Origin of the sequence: Telluribacter sp. (genome assembly GCF_035998675.1) — a bacterium.
Taxonomy (GTDB): Bacteria; Bacteroidota; Bacteroidia; order Cytophagales; family Spirosomataceae; genus Telluribacter.
Genome location: NZ_DASYHI010000009.1, coordinates 56,350 through 69,348, shown reverse-complemented (window position 1 = coordinate 69,348; position 12,999 = coordinate 56,350). Strand labels below are relative to the sequence as shown.

General features: G+C 51.0%; 11 protein-coding genes and 1 riboswitch. Of the genes, 3 read left to right on the top strand and 8 right to left on the bottom strand.

Going from position 1 to position 12,999, the window contains the following annotated elements; translation table 11 throughout:
- Nucleotides 1-477: 477 nt before the first annotated feature.
- Entirely contained in the window at nt 478-825 is a 348-nt protein-coding gene (locus VGN67_RS04175) for a hypothetical protein (RefSeq protein WP_327485515.1), read from the bottom strand.
- The gene (locus VGN67_RS04170) at nt 825-1,178 is read right to left on the bottom strand and encodes a carboxymuconolactone decarboxylase family protein (protein ID WP_327485514.1); all 354 of its coding nucleotides are present in this window, start codon (nt 1,176-1,178) and stop codon (nt 825-827) included. Before VGN67_RS04170 ends, VGN67_RS04175 begins: the two co-directional genes overlap by 1 nt.
- Nucleotides 1,179-1,260: 82 nt before the next feature.
- On the opposite strand from VGN67_RS04170, the gene VGN67_RS04165 reads away from it, so the two are divergent.
- On the top strand, nt 1,261-1,959 hold the full coding sequence (locus VGN67_RS04165; protein ID WP_327485513.1) for a ComF family protein: 699 nt from the start codon (nt 1,261-1,263) through the stop codon (nt 1,957-1,959).
- Between the two features lie 39 nt (nt 1,960-1,998).
- Here VGN67_RS04165 and VGN67_RS04160 read toward each other — a convergent pair whose 3' ends face one another.
- Together VGN67_RS04160 and mfd are read right to left on the bottom strand one after the other, a co-directional pair.
- Nucleotides 1,999-3,252 (bottom strand): SUMF1/EgtB/PvdO family nonheme iron enzyme, encoded by a 1,254-nt coding sequence (locus VGN67_RS04160; protein ID WP_327485512.1) that lies wholly within the window; start codon nt 3,250-3,252, stop codon nt 1,999-2,001.
- A gap of 105 nt (nt 3,253-3,357) precedes the next feature.
- Complete coding sequence (mfd, locus tag VGN67_RS04155) at nt 3,358-6,705, bottom strand: transcription-repair coupling factor (protein ID WP_327485511.1); 3,348 nt, start codon at nt 6,703-6,705, stop codon at nt 3,358-3,360.
- A 199-nt stretch (nt 6,706-6,904) separates the two neighbouring features.
- Between mfd and pnuC the strand changes: the two genes are divergently transcribed.
- Nucleotides 6,905-7,516 (top strand): nicotinamide riboside transporter PnuC, encoded by a 612-nt coding sequence (gene pnuC, locus VGN67_RS04150; RefSeq protein ID WP_327485510.1) that lies wholly within the window; start codon nt 6,905-6,907, stop codon nt 7,514-7,516.
- Here the strand turns inward: pnuC and VGN67_RS04145 are convergent.
- From VGN67_RS04145 to VGN67_RS04130, 4 genes are all read right to left on the bottom strand, one after another.
- Nucleotides 7,513-7,962 carry a barstar family protein gene (locus VGN67_RS04145; protein WP_327485509.1) on the bottom strand — a complete coding sequence of 150 codons (450 nt, stop codon included), beginning with the start codon at nt 7,960-7,962 and terminating at the stop codon, nt 7,513-7,515. The two genes, pnuC and VGN67_RS04145, sit on opposite strands and share 4 nt — an antisense overlap.
- 97 nt (nt 7,963-8,059) lie before the next feature.
- Entirely contained in the window at nt 8,060-8,356 is a 297-nt protein-coding gene (locus VGN67_RS04140; protein WP_327485507.1) for a muconolactone Delta-isomerase family protein, read from the bottom strand.
- Between the two features lie 18 nt (nt 8,357-8,374).
- Entirely contained in the window at nt 8,375-9,010 is a 636-nt protein-coding gene (locus VGN67_RS04135) for a phospholipase (protein ID WP_327485506.1), read from the bottom strand.
- 54 nt (nt 9,011-9,064) lie between these two features.
- Nucleotides 9,065-10,009, bottom strand: coding sequence for a ring-cleaving dioxygenase (locus tag VGN67_RS04130; RefSeq protein ID WP_327485505.1), 945 nt, complete (start codon nt 10,007-10,009; stop codon nt 9,065-9,067).
- 225 nt (nt 10,010-10,234) lie between these two features.
- A riboswitch (TPP riboswitch) is annotated at nt 10,235-10,330 on the top strand.
- Nucleotides 10,331-10,449: 119 nt separating this feature from the next.
- Here VGN67_RS04130 and VGN67_RS04125 point away from each other — a divergent pair.
- Complete coding sequence (locus VGN67_RS04125; RefSeq protein WP_327485504.1) at nt 10,450-12,900, top strand: TonB-dependent receptor; 2,451 nt, start codon at nt 10,450-10,452, stop codon at nt 12,898-12,900.
- Nucleotides 12,901-12,999: the final 99 nt, after the last annotated feature.

Sequence of the window (12,999 nt, the reverse complement as noted above, 5' to 3'; positions counted from 1 at the left end):
TGCTCTCTCTTTGGGGGGAAGTGGGACCTAAGAAAGGTCGCTTTACCTGATCGGGCGCTTAGTCTTAACGCCGGCGCGGTCTGGTTTAGTTCCTGATTAGGAAGAACTTTTAGCTTCACTACCTGGGCCTTCTTTGTGGCCCCTGCCCAGCCGTCTGCCGGGGCTGCTTTTCCCGTGGTTGGGAAGGGCAAAGGTAGTAGATCGTCTACCCTTTCTGCAAGGGTTTTACCAACTATTTTTTTAGATTTTTATTAACTGGCTGAGAAGCTTCTACTTAATTTGCCAAGACCGAGCCTGATAAACAACAGCAGGTCATCTGCCCCGGAGTGCCGGCCCCTAAAAATTTTTAGCGGGGGCTTTTCTGTCATGGCAAAGGCCCCCGCTACTAAGAAGAAAGGGCCTTTGCTGTGTACAGGAAAGTAACGTTACCAAGTCAAAGTTTAGTTCGAGGACCTTTCGAAATTTTTAAGTGGTTTTTCAGGACGCTTCCTCTTTGAAGTACTCTAGCACGTGAATTTTTAATAGGAGCTCCTGCGTCAGCAGATCTCCGGCGGGCAAGGGAGTCAGTAGCCGCCAATGCGGCCATCCGTCAGCGTCTCGGCCTTCAAATTCATAGTAGCCCGACAAGCTCAGGATCTTACAGATACCGATATGCATGAGGTCCTGCTTTTGTTCTTTCGAGAAATGTTTGGCTCCCTGCCCCAGTTCCTGGACACCAATCAGGAACAGGACGCTATTGAGGTCGACGGGGCGTTTGCCGACGGTACTTCCGATGGAGTCCAGGAGTTGTTCCCACTGGACATCAAGTGGCTGTTCTGTTTCCATTATGAAATTGATTCTGCTGATGACAGAGCCTCCCAGTACTCAAAGGCACGGCGCAAATGAGGTATGACAATGGTACCTCCTATCAGGGTAGCAATGGAAAATACTTCCTGTACCTGCTGGTCGGTCACTCCTAATTCTTTACATTTACCTAAATGGTACTTGACGCAGTCGTCACAGCGCAATACCATCGAACAGGCTAATCCGATCATTTCTTTGGTGACCTGGTCTACCTCCCCGGGCGCATAACAATTGGTATCCAGATTAAAGAGTCGTTTCAGAATAAGGTTATCGGAGTCCATAATCTTATTATTCATCCGGCTGCGGTAATCATTAAAATCTTCTACGAGGTTCATGCTGGTCAGATTGTATTATTAACATAGCTTAATTGATTAAACAGTATTTCCCTAACGACTGAACAAATTAAAGAGTTTACAGATGATAAACCTATCCCGGTATTGGCTTGATTTTGTAGACCTTTTATTTCCCCGCTGCTGCGAAGCCTGTCACAAAGCACTGGTAGGAACGGAGGAGATTATATGTACTTCCTGCCGGATAACGCTGCCCCGTCTGGCGTCAGACAGCGTTGTTGACTTGTCGGTGAAAAATAAGTTTATGATACATCCGGAAGTACAGGGGGCTTTTTCTTACCTGATATTTACTAAAAAGGGGAAGGTACAGGAGCTTTTGTACGCCCTAAAGTACAAGGGTAGTCAGGATGTGGGGAAACTGTTGGGTAATATGTACGGTCAGGAATTGAAGGACCAAAACCTGGTACCGACGGCCGACCTGATTATAAGTGTGCCGCTGCACCCGCGCAGGCAGAAGGAACGGGGGTACAACCAAAGCGATGCTTTTGCGGAAGGGCTTTCGGAGGCTACGGGTATACTCTGGTCGGGAACGGTACTGGCTCGTATGCGCTATACTAAAACGCAAACGGGCAAAAGCCGGTCTGAGCGCTACGAAAATATGAGCGGGGTATTCAGGATAAACAAAAGGGAAGCCATTGCCGGCAAGAGAATTATACTGGTTGATGACGTACTTACAACCGGAGCTACCCTGGATGCCTGCGTTGAAGCCATGAAAGGATTAGACTGCACTATCTATATAATGACAATAGCCGCCGCTCAAACCTGAGCGGCGGCTATTTCATAGCGGCTATTGCTATACTGGTATTTACTTATTACGTCCGGTAGCGATCATGGCGCAACGGAAGCCTACCGTAGCGGTAGCTGAGTCCTGGTCCATGAAACGACGGGTACCCGGAGACAGCCAGTAGGCTACATCGGACCAGGAACCACCTTTGTATACGCGCAGGCGGTCGCTTACCAGGGAGTTGTTATTCTTGGTATCGTAGTTCTTCTCTTCATCCTGGTAGCCATCACGACGCAGGGAGTTCAGGTCGGCAAAGTCCATGTACGACAGGGGACGGTACACGTCATACACCCATTCGTTCACGTTACCAGCCATGTCGTACAGACCATAGTCATTGGCAGGGTAAGAGCGCAGCTCCTGTGTAATGATAGCTCCGTCGTTAGAGCGGCCCGCGATACCGGCGTAGTCACCTTTACCACGTTTGAAGTTAGCCAGCATTTGTCCCTGCTTACGTCCACGCTGCGAGTTCCGCATGGTAGAACCATCCCATGGGTATATACGCTGGTTAGACTGGTTTTCGTCGGCATATTGGGTACCTATCATCCCTTTGGCGGCATATTCCCACTCGGCCTCAGTTGGAAGGCGGTAGGGAGGCAGCACGTAACCACTCTCAACTGAAAGTTGGGCAGGGTCAGAGGAAGCGACGGCTTCGGCCTGGGCATCTGCTTCTTTCTTCTTACCAAAAGAGAATCCTTTTTTCTTGCCATCAATGGAAGTACCCTGGCTGGCCATAGACTGGTTTACAACGTTGGAACGCCATGCGCAGTAGTCATTGGCCTGTACCCAGGTTACGCCTACTACCGGATACAAACGGAAGCCCGGGTGACGCAGGTACATAGTTACGTACGAATCATTAAAGGAAAGCGGATTGTACCAAACGGCGGTATCAGGAAGAGCTTTACGATAAAATTCCTCGGATGAGTCACGCTGAACGGCGTCGAGGTACTCGAGGTAGTGTACATTCGCTACCTCACTTTCGTCCATATAGAATGACTGAATACTAACGGTACGCTCGAGGTTATCGCGGGTGTTCATTACATCCTCCTCCAGCGACCCCATCGTAAACCGACCTCCTTCAATGAACACAAGATCAGGACCAGCGGGTAAAGCTTTGTACTGCTTTACCTGAAAACCATCCTCTCCGTTATAGTCAAGACCAGTTTTTGAACTGGTTTTGCCAGGCTTTAGACTAGTTGGCTCTTTTTTCTTACAAGAACTGGCTACTGCCAAAACTGTAAGTACTAACGCCAGCGACCGGATACCAATACTACGCATGCAAGTCATTGCTTTAAATGTGGCTTTTATAAAATTATAGGTATTTTTCAAGTGTTTACGAACAACAAATATAGATGACAGCTTCAACTATTCACCAAAAAAGATTTAACTACTCATTTCCCGCAGAAGCTGATGTGCCTGATCCAGGTTTTTCACCTCGTAACAGGTAAGGATCAGCTTTCCTTTGACATCTTTTAACGAACTCTGCTTCGGGTACTGCTGAATGTAATCAATTATTTTGCCAAACTTGGCCGACTGATAGAAGTTGTCGTTCTGGGATGAAACGAAGTAGCCTTTCATGGTATTGTTTTTCAGCGTTAATTTTTCAAAATGAAGACTTTCGGCTTCCCATCGCAGACGAACCGTTTTCAGAAGGTCCTGAACTTCCCTCGGCATTGGCCCAAAACGGTCAATGATTTCGGCTTCAAAGGCAGTTAGTTCTTCGTCGTTCCTGGTATTGTCAAGTCGAGTATATAACGAGAGTCTTTCCGAAATATTCTTTACATAATGCTCAGGAATAAGTACCGCAAAGTCCGTTTCGATCTGGCAGTCGGGCAGCAGGTCTTGAGGTACGCCCAGCGCGGTGGCAAACAGGTCCTTGAATTCGGTTTCTTTCAGTTCTTTGACTGTTTCATCAAGAATCTTGTGGTACATCTCATAGCCCAGGTCATTGACAAAGCCACTCTGCTCGGCCCCCAGCAGGTTACCCGCGCCCCGGATGTCCAAGTCACGCATGGCTACCTTGAAGCCGTCTCCTAATTCAGAAAACTCTTCCAGGGTCTGCAGGCGCTTCCGGGAATCGTTGGAAAGGACCGAGATTGGCGGCGTAAGCAGGTAGCAGAAGGCTTTGCGGTTGGAGCGCCCTACGCGGCCGCGCATCTGGTGCAGGTCCGACAGCCCGAACATGTGCGCCGAGTTGATAATAATGGTATTGGCATTAGGAATATCAATACCCGACTCGATGATATTGGTAGATACCAGTATGTCGTACTCGCCTTCAATGAAGCGCATCATGACCCGCTCGAGCTGGTCACCCTCCATCTGTCCGTGCGCTACCCCAATGCGCGCCTCCGGTACCAGCCGCAGAATAATATTGGCAATTGACTCAATGTCATTGACCCGGTTATGAACAAAGAATACCTGGCCGCCGCGGTCAACCTCGTAGCTGATGGCATCCCGGATAAACACTTCGTTGAATACATGTACTTCGGTGGTAACCGGCTGGCGGTTAGGCGGCGGTGTAGCTATTACCGACAGGTCGCGGGCACCCATGAGCGAGAAGTGAAGCGTCCGGGGAATGGGCGTGGCGGTGAGCGTAAGTACATCCACATTCACCCGCATTTCCTTGAGGCGCTCCTTGGCCTTTACCCCAAACTTCTGCTCTTCGTCCACAACGAGCAGACCGAGGTCTTTAAACTTTATATCCTTGTTAAGAATACGGTGCGTACCAATCAGGATGTCAATTCGGCCTTCCTCTACCTGCTTAAGCGTTTCCTTGATGTCCTTAGCCGATTTAAAACGGTTGATGTACCCAACCCGGGCCGGAAAGTCGGCCAGGCGTTCGGCAAAGGTTTTGTAATGCTGCATGGCCAGAATGGTGGTAGGTACCAGCACGGCTACCTGCTTGCTGTCGCACACTGCCTTAAAGGCGGCCCGAATGGCAATTTCGGTTTTTCCAAAGCCTACATCACCGCACACCAGCCGGTCCATAGGGTACGGCTTTTCCATGTCATCTTTGACATCATTGGTGGCTTTGGCCTGGTCGGGGGTATCTTCATAAATAAAAGAAGACTCCAGCTCGGCCTGCATGTAGTTGTCGTTGGCGTAGGCAAAGCCCTGCGCTTCGCGCCGCTTGGCGTACAGGGCTATCAGCTCGTGCGCGATGTCTTTGAGCTGTTTTTTAACGCGCGATTTCTTGTTTTCCCAGTCACCGGAGCCCAGCTTGCTCATGATAGGCGGAGTACCTTCCTTACCGGTGTACTTAGCGATCTTGTGCAGGTTGTGTACACTCACGTACAGCAGGTCGTTGTCGCGGTAAATAAGGCGGATCGCTTCCTGTTCCTTGCCGCCTACGTCTACTTTTTCCATACCCGCAAAGCGCCCGATGCCGTAGTCAACGTGGGTAACGAAGTCGCCGGGCTGCAGCGTACGAAGTTCTTTGAGCGTAAGGGCTTTGGACTTACTGAACTTCTCCTTGATACGGTACTTATGAAAACGGGCAAATATCTGGTGGTCGGTATAGCAGGCTACCTTAAGGTGTTCGTCCACGAAGCCCTCGCGCAGGGAAATAGTCAGGGGCCGGAACTTCACGTAAGGGTCCAGATCTTCAAAGATACGTTCTAAGCGGTCGAGTTGCTTGGGCTGCTCGGCGGCAATGATATTGACAAAACTCTTCGATTGATTCTCGGAAAGGTCTTCAATCAGCCGCTTGAAATCCTTGTTGAAAGAAGGCTGCGGCCGGGCTGAATATTGAATCCGGTTATCGCTCTTAAAGTAGAATCGACGCCCAAACTCCACGGTTTTGAACTGCTTGATGTGGTTCAGGAAACCGCGGCGGGTTTCGTACAGAGCCTGCGGGTTAGATACAATTTGTACCCCACCGCCCGTAGCTACGGTAAGCGCCAGCTCGGCTTTTTCAAAACAGTTTTCTATTACCTCAAGCGTCAATTCAGTATCCTTAAACCAAAGGACAGCACTATCCGGCAGAAAATCCAGAAAGGGCTCCCGGGTTTCCAGGGTGAGCTTTTGCTGAATATCCGGAATAATATTGATCTGATTGACCGACTCCACCGAAAGCTGGGTATCCGGATCAAAAGAGCGTAAGCTTTCCACCTCGTCCCCGAACAGTTCGATCCGGTAGGGGTACTCGCTGGCAAAAGAGAAAACGTCCAGAATACCCCCGCGCACCGAAAACTGACCCGGCTCAAATACAAAGTCAGTAATCTCGAAGTCGTAGCCATTCAGGAATTCGGTCAGGAAGGCCGGGTCGAGCTTTTCGCCTACCTTTACCGAAAAGGTATTAGCCAGCAGCGAACGCTTATTGATTACTTTTTCGAATAAGGCTTCGGGGTAGGTAACAATCTGCAAAGGGCCAGCCTTGGCTACGTTAAGCTTGTTCAGGATTTCGGCCCGCATAAGTACGTTGGCGTTGTCTACCTCTTCATACTGGTAGGGGCGCTTGTAAGAAGTAGGATAAAAAAGTACCTCCTCTTTTCCCAGCAGGTTTTGCAGGTCGTTCTGAAAATAAGCGGCTTCTTCGCGGTCGCTGAGGACGTACAGCGCCGGGCGGGGGTACCGACGGTGAAGGGTAGCCGCCACTATAGCATCCAGGCTACCAATGAGCCCCTTAATCTGTACGTGCGTGTCGGCGGGAGCGTTTGATTCAATCTGATTCGCCAGCAGCTGTACGTAGCTATCTCCGCTGTATAGGGTTATGAAATCTTTTACTTCCAAAGTACTAAATGAGAATAGGGTAATAAAACCGCAGGAGATTAAGCGAAAGGAATACTACTCCTGCCTTTTTACATCTTAAAACAAAAACGCGAAAAGCCGACGGGCGTTTTTTCCCATCGGCAGTAGAGTAACAATGCTTTTTTTACTTTTGTTGCACTCTTGCTGAACCACAACGCAAATTTAACAGACAAATCAACAGATGTTTGACTGGCTCAATCAAACCCTTTCCCTGGCGGGCCTGGCCACAACTCCGCTCGAAATACTGGGTTTCCTGACCGGGGCGGTTTGCGTGTACCTTAACACGCAACAGAATGTACTGGGCTGGTTTTTTGGGATAATCAATGCGGTACTTTATGCCGCGGTGTTCTGGCAGGTGAGGCTCTACGCGGACATGGGGCTGCAGGGGTACTACTTCTTTACGAGCATTTATGGCTGGTGGATGTGGCTTTACGGCGGAAAAAACCGGCAGGAGCTACCCGTGACGCTCACGCCCCGGCGGCTATACGGTGTGTTTGCGGCTGTTTTTATAGCCGCAACGGTACTGTGGGGGTACCTGCTGAACCGCTACACCGACGCCAGCCTCAGCTATATGGACTCGGCCCTGACGGCCGCCAGCCTGATCGGGCAGTGGATGATGGCCCGCAAGTACCTCGAGAACTGGCTGGTATGGATTGCCGCCGATGTATGCTACGTAGGCATGTACTTCTACAAAGACCTGCACCTGACGGCGGTGCTCTACGCGGTATTTCTGGCCCTGGCTGCTATGGGGTACCTACAGTGGCGGCGCGCTCTGCTCAGAGACGCGCGTTAGCTCAAAGTACCGAAGGGGATTTCCTGCTCTTCGAGCAAGGTACGTATGCGGGGGGTGTCTTCCAGGATTATTTTCAACTCCTTACGGGCTACCTCACTTTCTTCTTCCTCGTCCATCCACTTCCAGTCTTCGGCGGTGGCGTCCAGCAGGTCAATGATGGTCAGGAGCCGGTCGTCGGCTTTCTCGCGGGAGAGCCACTCGTTGCAGTTGCGGATATAGATCGCCACCTTTTCCTCATCAATCCATTCCAGGTCGTTGATCATGTCGTCAAAGGACTCGAGGTTATGGTTGAATTCTTCCGGAAAATCCAGCGATTGGGCTATCTGTTCGTAAAAGGCTTTGAGTGTGGTAGCCTGCTTTCCGTCAACAGCAGCAATGTACCAGCCCGACAGCGAACGGGCGGGGTCCACATCAGATTTGGCAAGAATAAAATGATTACTTTCCATGGGAATAGTAGTATGTGATAAAAAGGCAAAGATAAAAATCAGTTACTAAAAAGCCCTTCGACCAAAGCAGAAGGGCTTTCTAGAGCTATTGTAGAAGTTAATTCAGCGAAAAAAGCGGCAGCCGGAGCGCCACCATATTGTTAAACATTAATTCCGAAATAATAAAGTCCATATAATCAACGAGCGGAAACTCTGACATGATAGTCATTACTTCGTACTCGCTATCGGCCTTTACTACGCACCAGAGTTTGGAGCGATCTTCGGTCAGAGCGTAAGACATCAGTACTCCCTGCTCCATCATCTCGTTCACTTTTTGCCGCTGAGCGGGAATCTTTTGGGTAAATTCCTCCGTCATAACCTCTGAAAGCGCGATTTCTACCATGAATTGGCTCATAGATGACAAGGTTAACTGTTAGAAAGTAGCATTTGCTACTACATTATTAACAATAATTATCTCATCGTCGTTAACCGAATGGCCAAAATTTTTGTAAAGTTTTGCTAAAACGTTCGCTTTCATGCCTTTAAGTACCTTCTCCGACTCAAGTACCCGTTCCCTGGGAATGTGCGAGTCCACGTCGCTGCACCCGAGGAAAACCGAAGTACCTTCCAGCGAACCGGCGTAGTCGCGCGGGGTACCTTCGGGACCAATAAGTCCGCCGCTGAGGCCAAACACGCCCCCGTACCGCTGCGGATTACGGGCCGTAAACTCCAGCGCCAGGCAGGCTCCCTGCGAAAAACCCAGCAGGTATATGTTCTCGTAAGTAAAAGCATATTCTGTATGCAGCCTCTCCACCAGTTGCCGGATTACCTCCAGCCCGGAGGAAAGGCCAGGCTCGTTCTGGGGCATTGGCGCCAGGAAGGAGTACGGGTACCAGGTACTTTGCGAAGCCTGCGGAGCCACGTAAGCCATGTCATCGGCATTAATGTGTTCGGCCAGCGACAGGATACTCTGGGCGGAAGCGCCGCGTCCGTGCACCATAATCATGGCCCTTTGGGCTTCTTCAAGCCGCTTGCCGGCCGTAGCTATATTATCAGGATTGTGTGTCATAGCAGCTTGTTAGAAGTTAGTTTTTTAGCTGTTAGCTAAAAGATAAGTACCTGCCTATCTGGCTTCGGCTACAATTTTGGGAAGCTGCTCCTCGAGTTGCGCGCGGCGCGGCTCGTACCACTCGGGCAGTTTCAGGGTAGTACCCAGTTCGGCAACCGGTTCATCTACGGCAAAGCCCGGCGGATTGGTGGCAATCTCAAACAGGATTCCCCCCGGCTCGCGGTAGTAGATACTGTGGAAGTAGTTACGGTCCAGTACGTGGGTTGGGTTATAGCCTTCGGATAGTAGCTTTTCCCTGATTTCAAGCTGCGTATCGTCCGAATCGGTCGAAAAGGCTACGTGATGCACCGATCCCGCTCCCTGCAGCGCCCTCACATCACTGGACGAAAAACGCACGTCCACGTAAGAACCCGAGCCACCCGCGCCCGCCTGGAATCGGTAAAGGCCGGTTTCTTCCGCTACCAGCGTGTGTTGCATGACATCGGTAAGTAGTGACACGGTATCCTCAACCCTGAATTCATTCAGCGTAACCGTATGAAAACCCCGGATTGAATGCTCCTGCGGAATCTTGCCGTTATTCCAACCCGGACGCTGGTCTTCGCTGTTGGCTACCAGCTCTACCCCCATGCCGTCGTAGTCTTCAAAGCGCAGGTAGTTTTCGTTGAATCTTTTGTAGGGGCCAGCATAGGGGATATCAAACTGCACCAGCCGGTCCATCCAGTAACTCAGCGCACCCGTAGGAATCGAGAAAGCGGTATAGGTTAGCTGGCCGCCACCTTTACGTCCACGCTGAAGGCCCGCGTAAGGAAAAAAAGTCAGGATAGAACCCGGCGAGCCGGTTTCGTCGCCGTAGTAGAGGTGGTACACGTCAGGAGCGTCAAAATTAATGGTTTTTTTGACCATGCGTAAGCCAAGTACACCTACATAAAAATCAACGTTGCGCTGGGTATCACTCGCTAAAGCGGTAACGTGGTGGATGCCATTAATCAGCGTATTCATAGGGATGAGAATTTATATGTTTATACATTTAATGTAAATACATATATTTTTTTAATTTAGTTCTTTCCTTTGTTAAAAAGCAAAACAAACGCTGTAACTAATTGAAAAAGAACAGCAGGCAGAGTAAGCGACTATCAATACCAAAGGGGGTACCGCTGCTATCAGGTAACAAATTCTGCCCGGCATTGTTGTTTGCTCAGGAACATCCTCTACTTTTGCAGTACAAAATCTCATAAGGGGTGCCCTACCTAACGGGCTGAGATCATACCCATAGCACCTGATCCGGGTAATGCCGGCGAAGGGAGAGAAAGCTTAGCGGGCAATTGGAACAACAGATAAAAATCTGCTGGTACCAGGGCTGGTTTAGCTTATTTCACAAGTTTATTTTATAACCAAAGGATGGGTTGGCCCCTTGCCTATTCGTTAACTATTCATCGCAGATGCGAAAAGTTACGACCTATCTTTTGGCTCTGACAGTAGGATTATTGTCGAGCCTGCCTACCCTGGCCCAGATAACAGTATCAGGCCAGGTACTTGATGCCGACGCCGGCACGCCCCTACCCGGAGCGGCCGTTCGGGCCGGTGAAGTACGAGGTACCACCACCAACGAAGCCGGACGCTTCACACTCACCAGTATCCCGGCCAGCGCGGAGGTACTTACCGTATCGTACCTGGGGTACGAAACCGTGCGGCTGCCCCTGGCTACGGCTGCTTCTCCGGTTGAAATTCGGTTGAAGCGCAGCGTATTTGTGGCCGATGAGGTGATTGTCAGCGCCACCCGCGTCAACGAACGCACGGGCATGGCCTACTCCAACGTAGGGGCCGAGGCCATTAACAAGCAGAACTTTGGGCAGGATATACCCGTACTGCTCAACTTCACGCCTTCGCTGGTAAGTACCTCCGACGCCGGCGCGGGCGTAGGTTACACGGGTATTCGAATCCGGGGTACCGATGCCACCCGCATCAACGTGACCATCAACGGCATCCCCTACAACGATCCCGAAAGCCAGGGGGTGTTCTGGGTGAATATGCCTGACTTTGCCTCCTCAGTTAGCAGCATTCAGATTCAGCGCGGCGTAGGTACTTCCACCAACGGAGCCGGAGCCTTCGGTGCTACGGTCAATGTCAATACTAACGAGTTTCGGGCCGAGCCGTACGCGGAACTGAGCAACTCCTTCGGTTCTTTTAACACGATGCGTAATACCATCAAGGCCGGTACGGGGCTGCTAAGCGGGAAATTTACGGTAGATGCCCGCCTGTCGCGTGTGGCTTCGGATGGGTTTATCGATCGGGCTTCTTCCGATTTAAAGTCTTTTTACCTGTCGGGAGGGTACTTTGGCAAGAAAAGCTTCGTGCGGTTCAATGCCTTTTCCGGTAAGGAGCATACCTACCAGTCGTGGTACGGTACGCCCGAATCGCGGCTGCGGGGCGACCGCGAAGGCATGCTGGCGTACATTGAGCGGAACGGTCTGAATGAGCGCGACGCGCAAAACCTGCTTAACTCCGACAGCCGTACCTACAACTACTACACCTACGACAACGAGGTAGATGACTACCAGCAGGACCACTACCAGCTGGTGTCTTCGCACACGCTCAGCAACAACTGGACTCTCAACTTGAACGGTTTCCTGGTGCGTGGCCGGGGCTTTTATGAGCAGTTTCGGGACAATGACCGGCTGAGGAACTACAAGCTGCCGGATGTAGTGATTGGCGGACAAACCATCAGCCGCACGGACTTGGTTCGCCGCCGCTGGCTCGACAACTACTTCTACGGAAGTACCTTTTCGCTGGACTACAACAGCTACAAAAAGCTGACGGCTAACCTGGGAGGCGGCTGGAACCGTTACGACGGCGACCACTTCGGCGAGGTAATCTGGGCGCGCTACGCCAGCACGGGCAACATCCGTCACCGGTACTATTTCAACAACGGCCTGAAAACCGACTTTAACCTCTACGGCAAGCTGTACTACCAGCTCACGGAAAAGCTGAATGCCTACGGCGATGTGCAGGTACGTACCGTCAATTATACCGTAGCCGGCGACGACAATCAGCGCCGTCAGCACGATTTTGACGAGCAGTTTACTTTTTTCAATCCCAAGGTGGGCCTCACTTACCAGCTGTCCGAAAGCAGTACTGCCTATGCCTCGTACAGCATCGGCAACCGCGAACCCAACCGCGACGACTTCACCGAAGCCACTACCGACATTCGCCCTACGGCCGAAACCCTGCGCGACCTCGAAGCGGGCTTTCGTACGCAGCGTGGCCGCTGGGCGTTCTCGGCCAACTACTACCTCATGGACTACAAAAACCAACTGGTACTGACGGGACAGGTCAATGACGTGGGGAATGGGATTCGGGTGAATGTACCCAAAAGCTACCGAACGGGCATAGAACTGGAAGGGGCCGTAGCCCTGAGTAGCCAGTGGAAATGGAACGCCAATGCTACCTTCAGTCGGAACAAAATTGCCAACTTCACGGAGTACATCGTCGACTATGACAACGGCGGGTACCAGACCATCAGCCACGGCAACACGGATATTTCTTTTTCGCCCAGCGTCATCGCGGCCAGCCAGCTGTCTTACCTACCTACCAAAAGGGTAGAACTGGCGCTACTGACCAAGTACGTCGGCAAGCAGTACCTGGACAATACCTCCAGCGAAGGCCGCCGCCTGGACCCGTACCTGACCAATGATGTACGCTTCACCTGGACGCTTACACCCGGCTGGGCGAAGCAGGTGGTACTAAAAGCCCTGGTCAATAACGTCCTGAACGAGCAGTACGAGTCCAACGGTTATACCTACGGGTACATCGCCGGCGGACTGGTGCAGGAGAACTTCTACTACCCGCAGGCGGGCCGCAACTACATGATTGGACTTGACCTACGATTTTAACCACAACACTATGAGAAAAAATCAGATGTTAGCTTAGTACGCAAAAAGCGCCGACTGATTTCTGTCGGCGCTTTTTGTATAAATATCATTCTCAAATAG

Coding starts and splice junctions, on each gene's coding strand:
- VGN67_RS04175 (WP_327485515.1), bottom strand. CDS start 825: ATGGAAACAGAACAGCCACTTGATGTCCAGTGGGAACAACTCCTGGAC.
- VGN67_RS04170 (WP_327485514.1), bottom strand. CDS start 1,178: ATGAACCTCGTAGAAGATTTTAATGATTACCGCAGCCGGATGAATAAT.
- VGN67_RS04165 (WP_327485513.1), top strand. CDS start 1,261: ATGATAAACCTATCCCGGTATTGGCTTGATTTTGTAGACCTTTTATTT.
- VGN67_RS04160 (WP_327485512.1), bottom strand. CDS start 3,252: ATGCGTAGTATTGGTATCCGGTCGCTGGCGTTAGTACTTACAGTTTTG.
- pnuC (WP_327485510.1), top strand. CDS start 6,905: ATGTTTGACTGGCTCAATCAAACCCTTTCCCTGGCGGGCCTGGCCACA.
- VGN67_RS04145 (WP_327485509.1), bottom strand. CDS start 7,962: ATGGAAAGTAATCATTTTATTCTTGCCAAATCTGATGTGGACCCCGCC.
- VGN67_RS04140 (WP_327485507.1), bottom strand. CDS start 8,356: ATGAGCCAATTCATGGTAGAAATCGCGCTTTCAGAGGTTATGACGGAG.
- VGN67_RS04135 (WP_327485506.1), bottom strand. CDS start 9,010: ATGACACACAATCCTGATAATATAGCTACGGCCGGCAAGCGGCTTGAA.
- VGN67_RS04130 (WP_327485505.1), bottom strand. CDS start 10,009: ATGAATACGCTGATTAATGGCATCCACCACGTTACCGCTTTAGCGAGT.
- VGN67_RS04125 (WP_327485504.1), top strand. CDS start 10,450: ATGCGAAAAGTTACGACCTATCTTTTGGCTCTGACAGTAGGATTATTG.